The organism is Mycobacterium sp. NGS41 (genome assembly GCF_059812725.1).
The window spans coordinates 76,276-96,129 of the sequence record NZ_JCALDF010000012.1 but is presented as its reverse complement, the minus strand read 5'-3'; the positions used below and the strand labels follow the sequence as shown (position 1 = coordinate 96,129).

The 19,854-nt window shown below is 66.5% G+C and carries 20 protein-coding genes and 1 tRNA gene; 6 read left to right on the top strand and 15 right to left on the bottom strand.

What is annotated here, in order from left to right; genetic code table 11:
* The first annotated feature begins 67 nt into the window (after positions 1–67).
* A complete protein-coding gene (locus AC5Y21_RS13685; protein ID WP_499913032.1) occupies positions 68–1,612 on the top strand; it encodes a dolichyl-phosphate-mannose--protein mannosyltransferase in 1,545 nt (514 codons plus the stop codon).
* 713 nt (positions 1,613–2,325) lie between these two features.
* Here the strand turns inward: AC5Y21_RS13685 and arcA are convergent.
* Positions 2,326–3,540 carry an arginine deiminase gene (gene arcA / locus AC5Y21_RS13680; RefSeq protein WP_499912992.1) on the bottom strand — a complete coding sequence of 405 codons (1,215 nt, stop codon included), beginning with the start codon at positions 3,538–3,540 and terminating at the stop codon, positions 2,326–2,328.
* A 65-nt stretch (positions 3,541–3,605) separates the two neighbouring features.
* Between arcA and AC5Y21_RS13675 the strand changes: the two genes are divergently transcribed.
* Positions 3,606–4,214, top strand: a complete 609-nt coding sequence (locus tag AC5Y21_RS13675; protein WP_499912991.1) for an alpha-ketoglutarate-dependent dioxygenase AlkB — start codon at positions 3,606–3,608, stop codon at positions 4,212–4,214.
* A 3-nt stretch (positions 4,215–4,217) separates the two neighbouring features.
* On the opposite strand, the gene AC5Y21_RS13670 is transcribed toward AC5Y21_RS13675, so the two are convergent.
* The 3 genes from AC5Y21_RS13670 to pat are packed head-to-tail and all read right to left on the bottom strand — an operon-like array spanning position 4,218 to position 6,597.
* Positions 4,218–4,883, bottom strand: coding sequence for a DUF5642 family protein (locus tag AC5Y21_RS13670; protein ID WP_499912990.1), 666 nt, complete (start codon positions 4,881–4,883; stop codon positions 4,218–4,220).
* Positions 4,884–4,911: 28 nt separating this feature from the next.
* Positions 4,912–5,607: a DUF5642 family protein gene (locus AC5Y21_RS13665; RefSeq protein WP_499912989.1), complete on the bottom strand. Its 696-nt coding sequence runs from the start codon at positions 5,605–5,607 to the stop codon at positions 4,912–4,914.
* A 39-nt stretch (positions 5,608–5,646) separates the two neighbouring features.
* Positions 5,647–6,597 carry an acetyltransferase Pat gene (gene pat / locus AC5Y21_RS13660; protein ID WP_499913031.1) on the bottom strand — a complete coding sequence of 317 codons (951 nt, stop codon included), beginning with the start codon at positions 6,595–6,597 and terminating at the stop codon, positions 5,647–5,649.
* A gap of 247 nt (positions 6,598–6,844) precedes the next feature.
* Between pat and AC5Y21_RS13655 the strand changes: the two genes are divergently transcribed.
* Entirely contained in the window at positions 6,845–7,603 is a 759-nt protein-coding gene (locus AC5Y21_RS13655) for a class I SAM-dependent methyltransferase (protein WP_499912988.1), read from the top strand.
* A gap of 190 nt (positions 7,604–7,793) precedes the next feature.
* Here the strand turns inward: AC5Y21_RS13655 and AC5Y21_RS13650 are convergent, their stop codons facing one another.
* The 8 genes from AC5Y21_RS13650 to AC5Y21_RS13615 form a co-directional block, all read right to left on the bottom strand.
* The gene (locus AC5Y21_RS13650) at positions 7,794–8,162 is read right to left on the bottom strand and encodes a hypothetical protein (RefSeq protein ID WP_499912987.1); all 369 of its coding nucleotides are present in this window, start codon (positions 8,160–8,162) and stop codon (positions 7,794–7,796) included.
* Positions 8,163–8,275: 113 nt separating this feature from the next.
* Positions 8,276–8,812, bottom strand: a complete 537-nt coding sequence (locus tag AC5Y21_RS13645) for a hypothetical protein (protein ID WP_499912986.1) — start codon at positions 8,810–8,812, stop codon at positions 8,276–8,278.
* A 506-nt stretch (positions 8,813–9,318) separates the two neighbouring features.
* Positions 9,319–10,713 (bottom strand): Na+/H+ antiporter NhaA, encoded by a 1,395-nt coding sequence (gene nhaA, locus AC5Y21_RS13640; RefSeq protein ID WP_499912985.1) that lies wholly within the window; start codon positions 10,711–10,713, stop codon positions 9,319–9,321.
* Positions 10,714–10,972: 259 nt separating this feature from the next.
* A tRNA-Ala gene (locus tag AC5Y21_RS13635) sits at positions 10,973–11,045 on the bottom strand.
* 36 nt (positions 11,046–11,081) lie between these two features.
* On the bottom strand, positions 11,082–12,140 hold the full coding sequence (sepX, locus tag AC5Y21_RS13630; RefSeq protein ID WP_499912984.1) for a divisome protein SepX/GlpR: 1,059 nt from the start codon (positions 12,138–12,140) through the stop codon (positions 11,082–11,084).
* A 224-nt stretch (positions 12,141–12,364) separates the two neighbouring features.
* Positions 12,365–13,018, bottom strand: a complete 654-nt coding sequence (locus AC5Y21_RS13625) for a GNAT family N-acetyltransferase (RefSeq protein WP_499912983.1) — start codon at positions 13,016–13,018, stop codon at positions 12,365–12,367.
* Positions 13,019–13,040: 22 nt separating this feature from the next.
* Entirely contained in the window at positions 13,041–14,342 is a 1,302-nt protein-coding gene (gene glp, locus AC5Y21_RS13620) for a molybdotransferase-like divisome protein Glp (protein ID WP_499912982.1), read from the bottom strand.
* Positions 14,343–14,409: 67 nt separating this feature from the next.
* Positions 14,410–15,324, bottom strand: a complete 915-nt coding sequence (locus tag AC5Y21_RS13615; RefSeq protein ID WP_499912981.1) for a UTP--glucose-1-phosphate uridylyltransferase — start codon at positions 15,322–15,324, stop codon at positions 14,410–14,412.
* A 76-nt stretch (positions 15,325–15,400) separates the two neighbouring features.
* On the opposite strand from AC5Y21_RS13615, the gene AC5Y21_RS13610 reads away from it, so the two are divergent.
* The 3 genes from AC5Y21_RS13610 to AC5Y21_RS13600 all read left to right on the top strand — a co-directional run bounded on the left by AC5Y21_RS13610 (position 15,401) and on the right by AC5Y21_RS13600 (position 17,148).
* Positions 15,401–15,985, top strand: a complete 585-nt coding sequence (locus tag AC5Y21_RS13610; RefSeq protein ID WP_499912980.1) for a 5-formyltetrahydrofolate cyclo-ligase — start codon at positions 15,401–15,403, stop codon at positions 15,983–15,985.
* A 103-nt stretch (positions 15,986–16,088) separates the two neighbouring features.
* A complete protein-coding gene (locus tag AC5Y21_RS13605) occupies positions 16,089–16,412 on the top strand; it encodes an FmdB family zinc ribbon protein (protein WP_499912979.1) in 324 nt (107 codons plus the stop codon).
* Positions 16,413–16,479: 67 nt separating this feature from the next.
* Positions 16,480–17,148, top strand: coding sequence for an SAF domain-containing protein (locus AC5Y21_RS13600; RefSeq protein WP_499912978.1), 669 nt, complete (start codon positions 16,480–16,482; stop codon positions 17,146–17,148).
* On the opposite strand, the gene AC5Y21_RS13595 is transcribed toward AC5Y21_RS13600, so the two are convergent.
* From AC5Y21_RS13595 to AC5Y21_RS13585, 3 genes are all read right to left on the bottom strand, one after another.
* Entirely contained in the window at positions 17,134–17,586 is a 453-nt protein-coding gene (locus AC5Y21_RS13595) for a large conductance mechanosensitive channel protein MscL (RefSeq protein WP_499912977.1), read from the bottom strand. The genes AC5Y21_RS13600 and AC5Y21_RS13595 overlap by 15 nt on opposite strands.
* 158 nt (positions 17,587–17,744) lie before the next feature.
* A complete protein-coding gene (locus AC5Y21_RS13590; RefSeq protein ID WP_499912976.1) occupies positions 17,745–18,290 on the bottom strand; it encodes a MogA/MoaB family molybdenum cofactor biosynthesis protein in 546 nt (181 codons plus the stop codon).
* Positions 18,290–19,834 (bottom strand): S1C family serine protease, encoded by a 1,545-nt coding sequence (locus AC5Y21_RS13585; RefSeq protein WP_499912975.1) that lies wholly within the window; start codon positions 19,832–19,834, stop codon positions 18,290–18,292. The genes AC5Y21_RS13590 and AC5Y21_RS13585 overlap by 1 nt, the downstream gene beginning before the upstream one ends.
* Positions 19,835–19,854 lie beyond the last annotated feature (20 nt).

The window sequence follows — 19,854 nt, the reverse complement described above, 5'->3', positions numbered from 1 at the left end:
CGGACAGCCTACGATCGACGTGATGACCGCCCCGCCCCAAGAAAAGCCTGACGTCGGCGAGGAGCGTGTGGTGCCTGTCGTCAGCCCCGGGCCGCTGGTTCCGGTTGCTGATTTCGGGCCGGTGGATTGGATGCGCGGCTGGATCGTGACGGCCGCGATTTCGCTGCTCGCGGTGCTGACCCGGTTTCTGAACCTGGGCTCGCCGACCGACGCCGGCACGCCCATCTTCGACGAGAAGCATTACGCGCCCCAGGCCTGGCAGGTGCTGAACAACCATTGGGTGGAAGACAACCCCGGCTACGGCCTTGTCGTCCATCCGCCGGTCGGCAAGCAGTTGATCGCACTCGGCGAGGCGATCTTCGGCTACAACGGCGTGGGGTGGCGGTTCACCGGCGCGTTGCTTGGCGTCGTGCTGGTGGTGCTGGTGACGCGCATCGTCCGGCGGATCAGCCGCTCGACATTGGTCGGTGGCATCGCCGGGGTGCTGCTCGTCTGCGACGGCGTCAGCTTCGTCGCGGCGCGGACCGCACTGCTCGACGGCTTTCTCACCTTCTTCGTGGTCGCGGCGTTCGGCGCGCTGATCGTCGACCGCGATCAGATTCGGAAACGGATGCACGTCGCCTTCCTGGAAGGCCGCAGCGCCGAAACCATGTGGGGCCCGCGGTTAGGCGTCCGCTGGTGGCGGTTCGGCGCCGGGGTGCTGCTCGGATTGGCCTGTGCGACAAAGTGGTCCGGGCTGTACTTCGTGCTGTTCTTCGGGATCATGTCGTTGGCGTTCGACGTGGCCGCGCGGCGCCAGTACCAGGTACCCCGGCCATGGCTGGGGGTGTTGCGGCGTGACGTGGTTCCCACCGGATATGCGCTGGGGCTCATACCGTTTGCGGTCTACCTGGCCAGCTATGCGGGATGGTTCGCATCCGAGACCGCGATCGACCGCCACCAGGTTGGTCTGACGATCGGTCCCAAAAGTGTTGTCCCGCTGCCGGATGCCATCCGCTCGCTTTGGTACTACACCGCCAAGGCTTTCCAATTCCATTCGGGCCTGACGAATTCCGCGGGCAACTACCATCCCTGGGAGTCCAAGCCGTGGAGCTGGCCGATGTCGTTGCGGCCGGTGCTCTACGCCATCGACCAGCAGAATGTTCCCGGCTGCGGCGCACAATCATGCGTCAAGGCGGAGATGCTGGTCGGTACGCCGGCGATGTGGTGGTTGGCGGTGCCAGTCTTGCTCTACGCGACGTGGCGGATGCTGGTTCGGCGGGACTGGCGCTACGCCGTGGTGTGGGTCGGCTATTGCGCCGGCTGGCTGCCGTGGTTCGCCGACATTGATCGCCAGATGTACTTCTTCTACGCGGCGACGATGGGGCCGTTCCTGGTGATGGCAATCGCGCTGATCCTCGGCGACATCCTCTATCCCGTCTATCCCGTCGGATCCGTCGAATCGGTCAGAACTCGTCGGAGCCCCGAACGACGAACACTGGGTCTGATCGTCGTGGCCTGCTACGTGGCTTTGGTCGCGACGAACTTCGCCTGGCTGTTCCCGGTGCTGACCGGTCTGCCCATCTCGCAAGAGACGTGGGACATGGAGATCTGGCTGCCCAGCTGGCGTTGATCGGTCTGCTTGGGTGTTGGGAGTGAAGCCAACGTTGGGGGTGAAGCCTGGGCGTCGGGGGTGAAGCCAGGGCGTTGGGAGTGAAGCTTGGGCGGCGAAGCCGACGAGATCCCGCCCAGTGTTCACCCGCAAAGCCGTAACTTCACGCGCAACGCCCTGGGCTCACACTCAACGTCGCAACGCTAAAGCCTGGGCGTTGGGGGTGAAGCCTGGGCGACGGCAGTGAAGCCAAGGCGTTGGGTGTGAACTCTGGGCGTCGGCAGTGAAGCCAGGGCGACGAAGCCGACGAGATCCCGCCCAGTCTTCACGCGCAAAGCCGCAACTTCACCCGCAACGCCCTGGGCTCACAATCAACGCCGCAACGCCACGGCCTGGGCGTTGGGGTTGAAGCCTGGGCGTCGGCAGTGAAGCCTGGGCGACGGCAGTGAAGCCACGGCGACGAAGCCGACGAGATCCCGCCCAGTGTTCACCCGCAAAGCCGCAACTTCACCCGCAACGCCCTGGGCTCACACCCAACGCCGCAACGCCACGGCCTGGGCGTTGGGGTTGAAGCCTGGGCGTCGGCAGTGAAGCCTGGGCGACGGCAGTGAAGCCACGGCGACGAAGCCGACGAGATCCCGCCCAGTGTTCACCCGCAAAGCCGCAACTTCACCCGCAACGCCCTGGGCTCACACCCAACGCCGCAACGCCACGGCCCGAGCACACGCTGGGCGCTAATCGAGCGGATCCCGGGCGGCCGGACACGACATACAGCGTGGGCCCCCGCGACCGGTGCCCAATTCGGAGCCCGCGATCGTCAACACCTCGATGCCCGCATCCTCCATCCGGGTGTTGGTCTGCAGGTTGCGCTCATAGGCGACGACGACACCGGGCGCCAATGCCAACGTGTTGTTACCGTCGTCCCACTGTTCGCGTTCGGCGACGACGGGGTCCAGCCCGGTGTCGATGACGCGCAACTTGTCGATCCCCATCGCGTTGGCCGCGGCCTCCAGAAACGGGGTCGCGTCGCTGATGGTCACACCGTCGGGCGTGCGCTGGATGGTGAACGACGAAAGCGTCTCGACGACGTTCGCGTACATCACGACCGTGTCGGTGTCGACCATCGTGCACACAGTATCCAGGTGCATCTGCGCACGCCGCTGCGCGATCGGCACCGCCAGCACGGTGTGCGCCAAGTCGTCGTCAAAAAGGCTGCGCGCCAACGCTTCCGCACCAGCTGGTGTGGTCCGCTCCCCTACCCCCACCGCGACGACACCCGGGCCGAGCAACAGCACGTCCCCACCCTCGACCGGTGCAGTGCGCGACTCATACGCCCGCCGCACGCCGGTGAACCGCGGATGGTGGGCATAGATGAGATCGGTCAACGAGGCCTCCCGGACCCGCGCCCGCAGCGCCAGCGACGGAATTACCACCCGCGGCCCGATCCAAATCGACGAGTCGCGGGTGAACACCAGATTCGGCAAGGGCTCGATGACGAAATCACCCCCGTGGTGCATGCGCAGTACCAATGACACGTCGGTCCGGGTGTCCGACGGAAGCTCGTCGAAAGTCATGCCGGCCATCAACACGTGCGCCAGCGCGGCCGGATCCAGGCCACGCAGGTAGCCCGAAAGCTCTTGCGCCAGCGGCGCTCCGAGTCGGCGCATATCGACGGCGGCGGCGACTCCCTGCATCCGCGCGGCCCCGCTGTGCTGCAGCGCCTCGGTCAAAAGCTCGGACATCAGCAGCACTTCCACCCCGCGGGACCGCAGCAGCTCGGCGAACTGGTCGTGTTCGTCCTGCGCGCGCGAGACCCAGGGCAGCCCGTCGAACAGCAACTGGTCGTTGTTGCGCGGGTTGAGTCGCCGCAGCTCGGCCCCCGGTCGGTGCAGAATCGCGACCCGCAGCGCTCCCACCTCGGAATTGGTGCCCAGCTCGACAGGACTCACAGTAGAACCGTAGCCGCTGGCTTTCGCCCCCGTTGATCGAACGGATGTGCGATATCCTGGTTGACGTGAGGACCCCGGTACCGGGCTCAGTACAGGGCTCGCTGTTCGAGCACACCGAGCGACGCCAACTCGGCGACGGCGCCTTCATCGAAATCCGCTCCGGCTGGCTCGAGGAAGGCGACGGTCTGCTCGAGGCGTTGCTGGCCACCATGCCGTGGCGAGCCGAGCGGCGCCAGATGTACGACCGGGTGGTCGACGTGCCGCGGCTGGTCAGCTTTCTCGACCTGGCCATCGAGGAGCCCCCACATCCGATGCTGGCTCGGCTGCGGCGGCGGCTCAACGACATCTACGGCGCCGAGATGGGAGAGCCCTTCACCACGGTCGGGTTGTGCTGCTACCGCGACGGCTCCGACAGCGTGGCCTGGCACGGCGACACCATCGGTCGCAGCAGCCGCGAAGACACCATGGTGGCGATTGTCAGCCTCGGCGCCACGCGCACCTTTGCATTACGCCGGCGCGGGGGCGGCCCGTCGTTGCGACTGGCGCAGGCCCACGGCGACCTGCTGGTCATGGGCGGGTCCTGCCAGCGCACCTGGGAGCACGCGGTTCCCAAGACCTCGGCGCCGACCGGGCCGCGAGTCAGCATCCAGTTCCGGCCGCGCGGCGTGCGGTAACCGTCAGCTGCGAACCGCGCCAACCGCCTTGACCAGCAGGTCGCGGGCACGTTGCGTGTCGACCCTGGCAACCGGCTGATCCGGCACCACTAGCGGATTGGCGATGACGATCACCTGATAGTCGCCGAACTGAGCGGAGTAGTCGTACAGCTCGCCGGTGCGCGGGCCGCCGGTGACCACCGCCTGCAGGACCCGATGCACCCCCAGCGTGCGTGCACCGTCGATCCGCGGCGCGTCGATCACCTCGATGCCGCCGCGCACCGGGCCCCCGGCGAATGCCACTTTGTTGCAGTCCTTGCCGGGGTCGTTGAAGGGCAGTTCCTTGGAAGTCTCCACGGCGATGACGACGAACCGGTTGCCATTGCCCTCGGCCGATACCGCGGCCATGTTGCCCTGCAAGTCCGGGGGCATGTCCGGCCCTGCCGCCAATTTCGCACAGTTCGCGGGATCGAACTTCAGCCCCTCGGGCAGCTTCCGGGCAGAGAGCAGCTTGGGGTCTATCGCCCGCTCCGAGATGTCGAGGACCTTGAACTCGGGTCCGAAGCTCGACTTGATGCCGGTGACCTTGGCGATGTCGGCGTTCGAGGACAGACTCCCGGAAGGGGTCGCACCCGAGGAGCATCCGGCGAGCATGCACGCCGATGCGACCGCGAACACCACCTTGAACATCGTGGTCAATCTAGCCGACCACGGACGCTCAGCCGCGTAACGCGGACACCGTTTTGACGAGCAGATCGGCGGCGAATTGCGGTGTCAGAGCTGGAAGTGCTGAGCCGGGGTCGGTGGTCACCGTGGTGAATGCGTAATAGTCGCCCAGGTATGCGATGAATGTATATGTCCGCGAGTCGATTTCGGTGCCCGACTCGACAGATGTCCGGATGTCGGCCACCATGCCGATGGTCTCGACGGCGTCGATGTGCGGAGGGTCGATCAGGCGAACGCCGGCCTCGACATGCGCCGTGTGCGCGTCGACCATGGTCCACTGCCCACACGCGGCGACGAGGGCGTGGTCGGGAGCGACGGGACCCGGCAAGGACGGCACAGCAACCACCACCGCGTCGACGATGCCGCCCGAACCCGATCCCGAGACGCCCTGCGCCTGGCCGCGTCCGCTGGCGGGATCGGCCAGTGCCCCGCACTGCGCCGGCTTGGCCGTTATAAGCGCGGCATCCGCCTTGAAACCCCAGATCAGCCGGGGTGAAGCCGCGCTGGGAATGCCGCTGGTCACCTCGTAGCCCGGCGGCATCTCGCGGCTCATCCGCTTGATGTTGGCGGGGTTGACGTTGCCGGGATGCGCCGATGGGGACGCAGAGGGTGCGGGCACCGGCGCCGGCGACTGTGCACATGCGGCTACCACCAGGATCGTGAACGGGCCAATCCAGAACGGCCGCATGCCCGTTCCTATCACGGCCAGTGGTCCTCAGGAGGCGAGTCAGCCGACCGCTTCGATTACTTGGCGCGCGACGCGCTTGATCTGGTCAACCATGTCGCGTCCCAGATGGAGGTCGCGCGTGCGGGGCACATCGATGACGGTGGTGATCACCCCGACGTCCTCCCGCTGCCAGACTGCGCCGTAGCGGTCCATGATCGTGCGCATCGGCAAATTGTCGGAAAGCATCCGCGCGGAGAACCTTTCGACTCCGCCGACCCGGGCCGCGACGGACAGCGCGCCGATCAGGAAGCTGCCGATGCCACGGCCCTGATAGGCGTCGGCGACGAGGAACGCGATCTCTGCGACCGTCGGATCGCTCTCGTCGCGGACGAAGCGCGCGTCAGCCACCGGGTTACCCCCGTCGGTGACCACCCAGACGAAATGGTCGACGTAGTCGACCTCGGAGAGGTAGTGCATCAGCGCCGGAGTGGGGACGCGAGCCGTCATGAACCGCCGGTACAGCGTCTCGCTGGAGAATTGGACATGTCCATGTATGGTCCGCTCGTCGTCACCGGGGAGGACCGGGCGCAGCATCAGCTCGGTTCCGTCGCGAGCCGTCATCGGGATCGGGGTAATGAATGCGGCCAGACGCTGGCGCACCGTGCGCAGCAGTCGTTGTGCGACGTCGGGGATGTGCACCATCCGCGCGAAGGCGTCGTTGTCCCCGATCCATCCGGTCAGCGGTTCGGTCGTGGTTACCGTCGCGGTGCGCGGGATGTTGCGCAGCAAGGCGATCTCGCCGACGATCATGCCCGGGTGGGCGTGTTCGACGATTACCACGCCGTCGTCTCCGACATGTTTGACCTCGACCGCACCCGATGCGATGAGCAGGAACGAAATGGCGCGCTCCCCCTGCCGCATCAGCACCTGCCCGGCGGCGGCCCGCAGGGGCTCGACGGTGGCCGCGAGCGGCAGCAAGTCCTCGGCGGGGCATCCGTTGAAGATGTCCATCGCCGCGAGTTCTTCCACTCGCGCGCCGGTCAATTCGGCCACTGCGCTATTCCAGGGACTCGCGGTGCCTGCACTGCCATGAGCCCGCCCCGTTCGCGTCCCATCCGCGCCAGGCACCAGGCCTGCTCGCGGTCCGATGCGACCCAGGCTATGGCGTCGGCCGCGACGGCGGCAAGCAGACGCATTAGCCTCACAGCAGGCCGTCAGCTCGAACTGCCCCGGAAGGGCAAACCGGAATGGACCGAAATTGGACCAAGACAACAACCCGCTTGAGTCGACGCGCGCACTGCTCGACAGAACCGCGGAATTGCGGCACGGCTTCCTCGACGTGCTCGGCGAAGCGACCGGATCTCCGGCTCCGACGTTTGCGCAGCGCGCCATGAACAGCGCGTTCGTGGCGACCGTGTACGAGCGGCTATGGCGTCCGGCCTCGTTCTACGTCGCCAGCGGCGTCACCACCGGAGCCGAGCAGCGCCGCGCGGCATCGGCCCTACAGCTGTCGAGCGCTCGCAGGTTGCTCGACGTCGCTTGCGGGCCAGGTAATTTCACCGGGCCGCTGGCCGAACAACTGCCGCACGGCAGCTTAGCGGTGGGATTCGACATTTCCGAGCCGATGCTGACCCGCGCCGTGATCGACAACAGCGGGCCGCGGACGTGTTACGTCCGCGGCGATGCCCGCATGTTGCCGTTCGACGATGAAACGTTCGACGCTGTCTGCTGTTTCGGTGCGCTCTATCTCATGCCCCAGCCGTTCCGGGTCGCTCACGAGATGGTTCGCGTGCTGCAACCCGGCGGGCGGATCGCGATCCTCACCAGTTATGCGGGCCAGCCGCCGCCGATCCAGCGCTTCCTCAAGGCCGGCGCCGGGGTGGTCGGCCTGACGATGTTCGATCGGGACGCCTTCGTCGACCTGTTCTCGTCGGCCGGCCTGGTTGACATCGAACAGGAGACGCAGCGCGCGCTGCAGTTCGTTGCGGCGAGCAGACGCAAAAGCCCCCAAAATTGACCATTTTGGGGCGATTCTGCGTCTCCTCACCACCCGGGGCACGCTGCCCGCCTGTGTCGAGATGTATCAGTGGGCGGTTCATTCGGGTCGACGCGAACGACGAGCTGGACGACATGTCCGAACGCTGGGCATAGCGAATGTGCTAGTCGTCGACGGACGCGAACGGCCCGTAGCTGCTGCTTGGACCTGCTTATTCGGTCGGTTCGTGTCCTCGATCAGTCACGATTGTCTGTAGCAGGTCGACAATATGCTGTTGTCCGACCGCCACGACGTCGAACTTGCCACGCATCTCGGTGAACCCTCGATCGACGTGCTCGCGAAGGTCGACGAAATCCTTTCGGAGGTCGACGAAATCCTCCCGAAGAGCGTTGAAACTCGCCGCCGTGGCTTGGCGGAACTGGCGGAGGTCACCGCGGAACTCACTGACGTCACGATCGGCGGCACCCGCGAGCACACGAGCGGCTGCGGCGTCCTGTTCACTCGCCTGCACTCGGCCGGCCAGATTGCGCACCTCGCGTTCCAGAGCGGTCACGCGTGATTCGAGATCGCCGGGCTCCATGAGAGCCGAGCGTACCGTTGATCGCCGATAGTAAAAGTCATTCGCCGAGCGGTCGTCTCCGTGCTCTGGCTTTGTATCTCTTTGGGCCCCCATCGACGAGCGACGGGGTCAAATCAGAGCCAGCCGGTGCGGGCGGCAGCGACCGGCTCGGCGGGGGCCGGGGCCAATTCCCCGTCGCGCACGCCGTCGAGCATCCGTTTCACCGCGGCGACAATCTCCGGGGCCGCGGCCGCGAGGCCGGACTTATCGGCGTCGGTGACCTCATCGGCATCGACGCCTGCCCGAGCCAGCACGGCGGCCGGGTCGGCCAGCTGATCGGCCAGCCAGGACAGCGGATCGGCTGATAGCTCGTCGACGAAGTGCCGGCGTCCAGGTTCCCAACCGTCAAAACGGGGGTGGTGATGGGCGCGGTCCAACGTCCCGGGCGGGCTCTCCGTGGATCCGAAAAGGTCCACCCGCCACACCGGGCGGGTGAAGGTGATCGGAATGCCGGCGTAGATCGAACCGTGGGGCTCTGCCCGGTCGATTAGACGGAGTTCCAGTCGGACCCCCCGTTCCGGGGTTTCCTGATCGGCGAGCGGGGCCGGGTCGACGAAATACATGTCTCCGACGACTACACCCAGGGTTTCGAATCCGAACGCTGCGAGCATCGTGCACCTTTCCTCGTACCTCCATGAGCGTAGGCCCAGGCGGTATCGCGGCGCGGTGGTGATGCTATTGGTTAGCGGGTGGCACGACGGGCCGGCACATATTGGCTCCTGGGTCAAACCAGTTGCCCGCACCGCAATCCTGGGGCGCTAAGGGCTGGCACGCATTGGTTCCTGGGTTCCACCAGTTGCCCGGACCGCAGTCAGGGGGGTCCGCCGAGCCCACGCCAGGCGACACCACTATGACGTAGGCCATGGGCGCTATTGCTATCCCGACAGCACCCGCCATGCGACGAACGAACTTGCTCATCGAAGTCCCTCCCAACGGAAGCATCCCGACCCGAACAGTGACATGACTCTAAACACAACACTTACCCCGACGGCGCCACAATTACTCCTACGGGCGCGCTGCTAGGACGGCACCGCACGAGCCGCGGGCCCGCCGCGCACTGGCCGCCGCGATCCTCGAAGCCGCTGCCGCGGAACTCGAGCGCCTCGCATAGCAGTGATCAGGACGGATCAACATCAGATTCAGCGGCCCGCGCTGGACATTTGACCACCCCGTGTTGACTGGCATAGACATCGGGTGTTTCGTCGCGGTCTTCGTCGAGAGCCTCCTGGGCACACAGGGCCCGGTAGTGGCGATTGCGCAGTCGAAGCACAATCGCCGCAAGGGTTGCGGCGACTAAGGACCCAGTCAGCACGCCGATCTTCACTAGCGCGTCTCGTTCCGAGCCAGCGTCATAGGCGAGGTCGCCCATCAATAACGACACGGTGAACCCGATGCCGGCCAGCAGGGCGATCCCGAACACATCGATCCAGCGCAGACCTTCGTCGAGGCGTGCGCGGGTAACGGTGGCGAGTATGCCCGCGGCGCCAAAGACACCGACCGCCTTACCGGCCACGAGGCCGAGCACGATACCGAAGGTGATTGGGTTGTCGAGCGCGTCGAGCAATCCCTGGTAGCCGCCTACGGTGACGCCGGCTGCAAGGAAAGCGAACCCTGGGACCGCGAACCCCGCCGATAGCGGCCGCGTGCCGTGCTCGAAATGTTCAGCCATGCCGATTACGTCTCCTGCTGCATCGCGCCGCAGCACTGGGACAGTAAAGGCGAGCAGGACGCCCGCAACGGTGGCATGAACGCCCGATTGATGAACAAGCGCCCACGTCACTACCGCGAGCGGGATCAGGACCCACCAGAACCGCACGCCACGCTGTACGGCGAGTGCAAACAACGCCAGCGACACAGCCGCCGCGACCAGCGCCCAGAGTTGAATCCTCTGGGTATAGAACACGGCAATCACCGTGATAGCCAGGAGATCGTCGACCACTGCCAACGTCAGCAAGAATGTGCGCAACGCCGCCGGCAAGTGCGTGGAGATCACGGCCAGGACCGCGACAGCGAACGCGATATCGGTCGCGATAGGAATGGCCCACCCATTTGTCGCGCCATTGCCCGTGCGAGCGGTGAACGCAATGAAAATCGCTGCCGGCACGACCATTCCGCCGACCGCCGCGGCGATGGGTAACGCGGCGTGTGCGGGGTTGCGCAGGTCTCCCGCTACGAACTCACGTTTGAGCTCCAACCCGACGACGAAAAAGAAAATAGCCAGCAACCCCTCGGATGCCCACATTTCGAGAGTCAGACTCAGATGCAGACCGAGGAAATCGGCACCCATTCTCGTATCCCGCAGTCGCTCATAAGCCGATGACCAAGGAGAGTTGGCCCAAGTTAGCGCGACGGCCGCCGCAATCAGCAGTAGGGCACCGCCCACAGTTTCCTTGCGAAAGATGTCAGAAATTCGCGCAGTTTCCGGCCACGATCCGCGGGTTAAAAGTTTGGTGACGTGCCGCGGCGCACTCTCAGACAAACGGAACACCTCGAATCCGGACGGCGGCGGCACGCGGATACCCGCGTCGCCGACCAGACTTCCCGGCCCACCGTTTCCGCCCATGCTACCGGCCGAGAGTTCTCGCTGCCGGGGCCAGGTCACCGAAGATCGTCGACCCGAACGGCCGACGTGCAACGAATGCTCGGCCACGCAAAGGCGTCGGTGACACTGAGCTGTCACTGGGGCACGTCGGGCCGATTTACTGCGGACACGACCGACTTTTGAGACTGGTGCTCTCGGTTAGAAACTGCCCTGAACTGCCCAAACTCGGTGGAGCTAAGGGGATTCGAACCCCTGACCTACTCGATGCGAACGAGTCGCGCTACCAACTGCGCCATAGCCCCTGATCGCTAGCAGGCTACCAGTTCCGTGGTTCCGCGCTACTGGCCGACGGCCCTCGGCAGGTCCCGAGGCCAGCCGAAGTTGCGCATCGCCACCGCATCGTCGAGGTGCTCGAAGATCGGGTCCTCGTCGTCGATCTCGAGGACCACCGCACCCGGGCGCCGAAGCCGCGACGGGACGACTTCGTATTCGCGGTCGTAGGCGTTCTCCACGCCAAGCCGAGCACGGGCCATCCGCAGCGCCCGACGACGGCGCACCTTCTCCTCGATCCGCGTCTGCCGGCGCAGATAACCCAGATAAAGGATCGTGATGGCGGTGGCGCTACCGCAGGCCCACCACGCGTCGGGCGACACTTCGAACGCCGCAACCGCAGAGCCGACCAGCACGACGGCCATTGCGACCAGCATGTGCTTGCGGAATGCGTATTTCCGCGCGCTGACCGCCGCGGCGGTCTTCGTGTCGAACCGGCGCCGCCGGGAGACGGGAGACGCGATAGGCCTCGACGAGGCCTCGTCGTCCTCGTCTTCCTCCTCAGGCTCCAAACCGGAAGAGTCCTCGACGTATTCGTACTCGTCGGCCTCTTCGTCGCTGCCGTCCTCGGAAGCCTCGGCTTGCGGCTCAGCCCCGCCAGCCTCGTCGACCTCGCCGTCGGCCTCCGCCGAGACCACGGGCTCGGCCACCTCGGCCCCCGCCGGCAGCGCGCCTGAATCTTCGACGACGTCGACGTCGAGGTAATCGGGCTCAGTGGACTCGACGACTGCGTGCTCCACGACCGCCGGGCTCGCGGGCCGCGCTACGTCAGCGTCCTGCCCTTCGTCCTCGGATTCCTCGTGGTCCGCATCGGCGAACACCCCGTCAACCGGCTCGTCTTCCCAGTTGTCGTCCGGCTTCCAGTCGGGGTCGCTGCGATGTCCGGCGGCCGGACCGCTGCGCTTGAGCAGGCGGGCGCCCGCACCACCGTTGAGGACTCTCGTCGCCAGAGCTACGTCGCTGGTGCGCCGCACTGCGTCACGTTTGCTGATCAGCATCGGAACCAGCACGAACAGCCAGAGCACCACGAGTGAAATCCACAACAACGATTGCGGGATGCTCGGCATGATGAAGTGCTCCTTTCACGGCGATCCCCCGGCCATATCCATGGGTAGCTTGTGCGGCCCAGGGCAAACGCCCAGGACAATTACACACCTGTAATTTGCCCATTACAAGCACCAAGCGTCACTCGTGTCACGCCCGCAACACAACCCTGACGTGTCGTAGCTGCGGCCGGCTTTGACTGTGCACTGACGGCTTCCGCCGTGAAATGACGGCTTCCGGTCTCGCGTCATACCCAACTGGCGTGACCGGCGCGGACCAGGCTCGACGTCACCGACCCGTACACCTCTTCGACCGTGATGGCCATCAGCAGATGGTCCCGCCATCCGTTGTCGACCTCGAGGTATCGCCGCAGCAGGCCCTCTTCGCGCAAGCCGACTTTCGCCAACACGGCGCGACTGGCCACGTTTTCCGGACGCACGGTGGCCTCGACGCGATGCAGCATGACCGGACCGAAGCAGTGGTCGAGACCCAGCGCTACCGCCCCGGTGGCGACGCCCCCGCCGGTCGCCGATTTCGCTACCCAGTAGCCGATCCACGCCGATCGCAATGCCCCATGGACGACATTTCCGATAGTCAATTGTCCGCAGAACTGTCCGTCGAGCTCGATCACATACGGCAACATGCGCCCCTTGCTGGCCTCTGACCGCAGGCTGGAACACACTGCCGGCCATGCGGCCACGGCGTGGCGGACGTTCCAGTCGCCGTCGGTACTGGGCTCCCACGGCTCCAGGTGGGCGCGGTCGGCCAACCGAGTCCGGCTCCATTTCGCGCCGTCGCGCATCCGCACCGCGCGCAACCGGATCACTCCTGCCGGAACGCGCAGCGGCCCGACGGACGACGGCCAGCCGGGATGCCGGGAGTTGGTGCGAAATAGGTTCACGAAAGTACGCCGTCGGTCCGGCTCAGCCACGCTGAGCCAGGAATGCGACGTCGACGATCTCGCCAGTGCGAATCTGCTCGGCCCCGGTGGGGATCACCACCAGACAGTTGGCTTCGGCCAGGGTGGCCAGCAAGTGCGATGACGCGCCCGGGCCCCCGCCGAGCGCCTGCACCAGGTACTCGCCGGTGTCCTGATCCCGCATCAGCTGACCGCGTAGGTAGCCCTTTCGGCCGGCCACGGATGTGATCGGCGACAGCGTGCGGGCCTGCACGATCCGGCGCATCGGCTGGCGCTTGCCCAACGACAGCCGGATCAGCGGCCGCACCATCACCTCGAACACCACCAGGGCACTCACCGGATTGGCCGGCAGCAGAAATGTCGGCACACCCTCGCGTCCCAGCTGCCCGAAGCCCTGCACCGACCCGGGATGCATGGCGACGCGGGCCACCTCCATCTCGCCGAGCTCGGAAAGCACCGCCCGCACCGCCTCGGCGGCCGCTCCCCCGACCGCGCCGGCGATCACCAGCACCTCGGCGCGATTCAGCTGACCCTCGACGATTTCGCCCAGTTCCTTGGGGTCTTTGCTGACGATGCCGACACGGTTCACCTCCGCGCCGGCATCCCGGCCGGCCGCCGCCAAGGCATAGGAGTTGACGTCGTAAACCTGCCCGTTGCCCGGGGTGCGCGCGATGTCGACCAGCTCGCCTCCGACGGCCATCACCGACAACCGCGGGCGCGGGTGCACCAGGACCCGTTCGCGACCAACCGCGGCCAACAGCCCCACCTGGGCTGCGCCGATGATCGTTCCGGCGCGCACCGCAACGTCGCCGGGCTGGACGTCGTCCCCGGCGCGCCGGACATAGGCGCCCGACGGCGCGCCGCGAAGAATTCGCACCCGGGACATACCGCCGTCGGTCCACCGCAGCGGCAGCACCGCATCGGCCAGCGTCGGTAACGGCGCTCCGGTCTGCACACGAGCGGCCTGCCGGGGCTGCAGCCTGCTCGGTGTACGCGACCCGGCGTCGATCGTCCCCATCACCGGCAGCGTCACCACATTGGGCCCGTCCGGGTCGGCGGTATCCGGGTCGGCGAGCCCCTCAACAGCAGAGATGCCGGAGATGCCCGATTCACCGACACCGAGCACGTCGACGCTGCGCACCGCATAGCCGTCGATCGCGGCCTGGTCGAAACCGGGCAGCGGTCGTTCGGTTACCACTTCCTCGGCGCACATCAGTCCCTGCGCTTCGGCTATCGCAACACGGATCGGCCGCGGCGCCACCGCGGCGGCCGATATGCGGGCCTGCTGCTCCTCAACAGATCGCACAAGCGCGCCTTCCTGCCCTCGAGCCCCGGCGGGCGCCACGTCGGGCGAACGGAGCTCGATTGCCTGGCTACTGCTCGGTCAGGCCCAATCGCGCCACCAACCACCGCCGCAGATCCGGGCCATAGTCGTCACGATCCAATGCAAAGTCAACCGCAGCCTTGAGGTAGCCGCCGGGATTTCCCAAGTCGTGTCGAGATCCGGGGTGCACGACGACGTGTACCGGATGGCCCTCCTTGATCAGCAGTGCGATCGCATCGGTGAGCTGCACTTCGCCGCCGGCTCCACGCTCGATGCGGCGCAACGCATCGAAGATGGCACGGTCCAGCACATAGCGGCCGGCCGCCGCGTACATCGAGGGGGCATCCTCGGCCTTCGGCTTCTCGACCATGCCGTTGACCTTCAGCACGTCGGGATTGTCCCCATGTACAACCGGCTCGACGTCGAAGACGCCGTAGGCGCTGATCTCCTCTGGCGCTACCTCGATGGCACACAACACCGTGCCGCCCTGCTCGGCGCGCACCTGCGACATCGTCTCCAGTACGCCGGTCGGCAGCACCAGGTCGTCGGGCAGCAGCACCATCACCGCGTCCTCGTCGGCCGCCAGTGTGGGTTCCACGCAGCTGATCGCGTGCCCGAGTCCGAGCGGCTCGGCCTGGACCACGGACTCGACCTTGATCAGCTCCGGGGCGCGACGCACCTTGGCCAGCATGGCTTTCTTGCCGCGGGCCTCGAGGGTGCCCTCCAGGACCAGGTCTTCGACGAAGTGCGCGACGACGCCGTCCTTGCCCTCGGAGGTGATGATCACCAGGCGTTCGGCACCCGCCTCGGCGGCCTCGGCGGCGACCAACTCGATACCGGGCGTGTCGACGACGGGCAACAGTTCCTTGGGCACCGTCTTGGTCGCGGGCAGGAAACGCGTGCCCAGGCCTGCCGCGGGGACGATCGCGGTGTAGGGGACTTGCGCGTTTGGCGGGAATGACATCGACTCACACCATAACCGTTATGCACTGGCCTAACCGCGTGGCGGCAGGACTGTTCGGGCTGTCATCGTTGATGACATGGCGACCGGCAGCAAGGCGGTGTTGCGGGAACAGTTGCAGGCAGCCCGGCGTCAGGTTGCCGACGACATTCGCGCCGCCGAGGCCCGGATACTCAGCGATCACCTCAAGCTGGTGGTGAGCAGCGGCAGCACCGTCTGCGCCTATGTGCCGGTGGGCGCCGAACCAGGTTCTATCGAGATGCTCGATGCGTTGCTGCTGCGGGCCGGACGGGTGCTGCTGCCGGTCGCGCGCACCACCGAAGACGACACGCCGCTGCCGCTGCGGTGGGGCGAATACCGGGCCGACGGGCTTGCCCACGGCCGGTGGGGACTGCTCGAGCCACTCGAGCCGTGGCTGCCCGAGTCGGCCCTGGCCGAGGCCGACCTGGTGCTGGTGCCGGCGCTGGCGGTTGACCGCCACGGCGTGCGGCTGGGCCGGGGCCGCGGCTTCTACGACCGCTCGCTGGCCGCTCAGGAGCCACCGGCGCGGCTGGTGGCGGTCGTACGCGACGAGGAATTGGTCGACGAACTGCCCGCCGAACCGCATGACGTCCCGATGACACACGCACTCACGCCGCGGCGCGGGGTCGTGGCGCTGGGTTGACGGTGCACGACCCGCTTCGTCCGGGAATGAGACGAATCACGTGGCGGTTCTAGCACTTTAGACGGTAGAGTGCTAACACAGTCCTGACTTTCCGGAGGTTTTCGTGCCGACTTACAGCTACCAGTGCACCGAGTGCGCTGACCGCTTCGACGTTGTGCAGGCCTTCACCGACGACGCCCTGACCACGTGCGAGAAGTGCTCGGGTCGCCTGCGCAAGCTGTTCAACGCCGTAGGCGTCGTGTTCAAAGGCAGCGGTTTCTACCGCACCGACAGCCGCGAATCGGGCAAGAAGTCGAGCAGCTCGAGCAACGGTTCCTCGGCCAGCGACGCCACGTCGAGTTCAGGCTCGAGCGAGAACAAGACGGCGACCTCCAGCGAGAAGTCGACCAGCACTTCCGCGCCGGCTACTGCAGGCGCCTCAAGCTAGAGCGTTATCCACAAGCTACTACCGGGTGGCATATCCGGCGCGTGGGCTGCGCCTACCGTTCTGCGGTGTGGCGGAAGCATCGCTGAATCCAACCCTCCTCAGCCGGATCTCGACAGCATTGCGCCCAGATTGGACCCGGACCGTATTGGCTCGCCGCGTCGCCGCAGGCGGGCTCGTCGTGCTGGCCGGCATTGCGACGCTGCGCTCGAACCCAGACGGCGATCGGGTCGACGTGGTGGTTGCCAACCGCGACCTGCGCCCTGGAACGACGCTGACCGCTTACGACGTCCGTATCGAAAAGCGTTCGGCGACAACGGTTCCCGATGGCTCACAAGCCGACCTGGCGGGCGTGGTGGGTTCGACGCTGGCCGGCCCCACGCGACGCGGCGAGGTGCTCACCGACGTCCGGCTGTTGGGTAGCCGGCTGGCTGAGTCGACGGCCGGGCCCGGTGCCCGCATCGTGCCGCTGCATCTGGCGGACAGCGCGCTGATCGACCTTGTTCGCGTCGGCGATGTCGTCGACGTCCTGGCCGCACCGGCCACGGATACACAACCGGCCGCCGCTCCGGCTCCCCTGGTCTTGGCCACCGACGCCGTAGTCGTCCTGGTGTCCGCCAAGGAGAAAAGCGAGGGCGCCGCGGATGACCGCGTGGTCCTGGTGGCGCTACCGGCCCGGGTGGCGAACGCCGTGGCGGGCTCGGCGCTGGGTCAGGCGCTAACTCTAACCTTGCATTGAGTGCGCGCCGCCGGGTCCCGAAGGTGCGGCCTGATCGCTGCCACAGTACTTGCACTTGTTCGCGGCCTCCGGGATGTCGGAACAGCATTCTGCGCACGCCTTGGTCGCCGGTTCCCCTCCGAACACCGTTACCCCACGCCGGGCCTGGATGCTCTTGTAGGGCAGCACGATCAGGAAGTACACGACCGTCATGAAGACGAGGAAATAGATGATTGCCGAGATGAGTGATCCGAGGTCGAGGAAAGTCGCCTTGTCCTTGTCGCCCAGTTGCCAGCCCAATCCGAAGCCTTTACCGGGCTGCGCAGCCGCAACCAGCGGATTGACCACGCTGTCCGTGAAAGCCTTGACCAGGGTTGAGAAAGCCAGGGCCACAGATAGACCGATGGCGACAGTGATCACGTCACCGCGCATCAGGAAATCCCTGAATCCCTTTAACATGCGCACCACCTCCGTTTACGCGAGTTACCAGGCAACGCGATGCCGCCCGAAAAAACCGTAGGCCACTCGTGGCCTAGCGCGCATTCTTCAGGCAATTAGTCATCGAAGGTTGACCGCGCCGTGACCGCGAGCGGACGCCGCGGCGCGGCGCGACTGAGTCAGATCTCCAGGCTCGACAACTGGCCGATGATCTGCGCTGCCAGCGGATTCAGCGTCGCCATGCCGTCGCGTACCGCGTAGCGCGAACCGGCGAGATTTACCACCAGCGTGCTTCCCGAGATACCCGCCAGACCGCGCGACAATCCGGCGTCGACGATTCCCGCGGACAGACCCGAAGCTCGGATGGCTTCGGCGATGCCGAGGATCTCCCGATCCAGAATGTCGCGGGTGGCCTCCGGGGCGACGTCGCGAGGGGTGACGCCCGTCCCGCCGACCGACACCACCAGGTCCACGCCGCCGATTACCGCGGTGTTAAGCGCGTTGCGGATCTCGACTTCGTCAGCGGCGACGGCCACCACACCGTCGACGACGAACCCCGCCTCGGTGAGCAGCTCGGTGACCAGCGGGCCACTGTGGTCCTCGTCCCCGTGCGCGGTGCGGTCGTCGACGACGACGACGAGTGCCCGGCCGACTACCAATTCCGCGCCTTTTTCCATGGGTGCAACCGTATAACCGAGGTCGGACAACTGCGCGTCGGCTCTCATCACTGTTCCGCCTTGCCGAGGGTGACCTGCACTGTGCGGGTGCCGCCCGATGGATCCTGATAGGTCAGCGAGACCTTGTCACCGGGCGCCTTGGAACGCACGGCCGCAACCAAGGCGTCGGCACTGTTGATCGGACGCTCGTCGACGCGGGTGACGACCACACCCTTCGGCACTCCGGCACCTGCGGCCGCACCCCCCGAGACCACCTCCATCACCTTGGCGCCGGGCGTGCTTTTGTCGGTGATCACCTGCACGCCCAGCGACGCATGCGACGCCTTACCGGTGCTGATCAACTCGTCGGCGATGCGCTTGGCCTGATCGACCGGTATCGCGAAGCCGAGGCCGATCGAGCCGCTCTGGGCATCGGGCGAATCGCCACCCATGGTGGCGATCGCCGAGTTGACGCCCACCAGCTGGCCGCTCATGTTCACCAATGCACCGCCGGAATTGCCGGGGTTGATCGCGGCATCGGTCTGAATCGCGTCCAGCACCGTGTTTTGGTTGCCGGTCTCACCGGTCGTCGATACCGGCCGGTTCAGCGCGCTGACGATTCCGGTGGTCACTGTGCCCGCCAGACCCAGCGGTGACCCGATCGCCACCACCGGCTGGCCGACCCGCAGATCCGCCGACGAGCCCATCGCGATGGGGGTGAGCCCGCTGATGCCGGAAACCCGCACCACGGCGATGTCGCTGGTGGGATCGGCGCCGACCACGGTAAAGGGGGCGGTGCGGCCGTCAGAGAAGGTCACCGTCGTCTTCGGCGTGCCGCCGCCACCGCTCGGCAGGGGGCTGGGGCCGGAGCTGGGGGGCGTTTTGGAGTTGGCGGCCGCGACGACGTGGTTGTTGGTCATGATCAGGCCGTCGGCCGACAAGATGATGCCGGAGCCCTCCTCGGATTGACGACCCAGATCGGTCTCCAGCATGACGACGCTGGGCACCACCTTGGCGGCGACCTGTTCGACGCTGCCGGGCGCCAAGTTCGCCGCCGGGACGCTGGGCGCCGCCCCCGGTATCAGCCCGCCGGCGTGACCGCCCGGGGACTGGTGGCCCAGCTCAACCACGGTGGCCGCCGCGCCGCCGATGCCGGCGGAGATAACCGCGATCGCCAATGCGCTGGCGAACAAGCCGGCGCGCGAACGCTTTTGGGGTACGCCCATAGGAGGAGCAGGCATTGGCGGGCGCATTCCGGGGATGGGCCCCTGCCCGGTGCCACCCATTCCGGGTATCGGACCAGCGCCGGTGCTGTGCATCCCCGGTATCGGTCCCGCCCCGGTGCCACCGATCCCTGGTATTGCGCCGGCGCCCGTGCCGCCGATCCCCGGTACCGGCGCGGAACCGGTGCCACCCATCCCCGATATCGTGCCCGTCCCGGTGTTGCCGAACGACTGACGGTACTGCGGCGACGGCTGTTGATAGCGCCAGTCGAACTGCTGGTTGTAGTTGTCTTGCGGCCCCTGGGCATAGGCGGGGGGCACCGGGCCGTTAGGCGCCGAACGGTATCCCGGCTGCTGCGGCGGTGGCGAATACCTCGGGTGATTCGTCATGTCGCTAAGTCGCTCTTCCT

Bases quoted from the DNA above. Each gene is read 5' to 3' on its own strand.
- AC5Y21_RS13670 (WP_499912990.1), bottom strand. From the start codon at position 4,883: ATGTTCAAGGTGGTGTTCGCGGTCGCATCGGCGTGCATGCTCGCCGGA.
- AC5Y21_RS13665 (WP_499912989.1), bottom strand. From the start codon at position 5,607: ATGCGGCCGTTCTGGATTGGCCCGTTCACGATCCTGGTGGTAGCCGCA.
- pat (WP_499913031.1), bottom strand. From the start codon at position 6,597: ATGGACATCTTCAACGGATGCCCCGCCGAGGACTTGCTGCCGCTCGCG.
- AC5Y21_RS13650 (WP_499912987.1), bottom strand. From the start codon at position 8,162: ATGGAGCCCGGCGATCTCGAATCACGCGTGACCGCTCTGGAACGCGAG.
- AC5Y21_RS13645 (WP_499912986.1), bottom strand. From the start codon at position 8,812: ATGCTCGCAGCGTTCGGATTCGAAACCCTGGGTGTAGTCGTCGGAGAC.
- sepX (WP_499912984.1), bottom strand. From the start codon at position 12,140: ATGCCGAGCATCCCGCAATCGTTGTTGTGGATTTCACTCGTGGTGCTC.
- AC5Y21_RS13615 (WP_499912981.1), bottom strand. From the start codon at position 15,324: ATGTCATTCCCGCCAAACGCGCAAGTCCCCTACACCGCGATCGTCCCC.
- AC5Y21_RS13610 (WP_499912980.1), top strand. From the start codon at position 15,401: ATGGCGACCGGCAGCAAGGCGGTGTTGCGGGAACAGTTGCAGGCAGCC.
- AC5Y21_RS13595 (WP_499912977.1), bottom strand. From the start codon at position 17,586: ATGTTAAAGGGATTCAGGGATTTCCTGATGCGCGGTGACGTGATCACT.
- AC5Y21_RS13590 (WP_499912976.1), bottom strand. From the start codon at position 18,290: ATGAGAGCCGACGCGCAGTTGTCCGACCTCGGTTATACGGTTGCACCC.
- AC5Y21_RS13585 (WP_499912975.1), bottom strand. From the start codon at position 19,834: ATGACGAATCACCCGAGGTATTCGCCACCGCCGCAGCAGCCGGGATAC.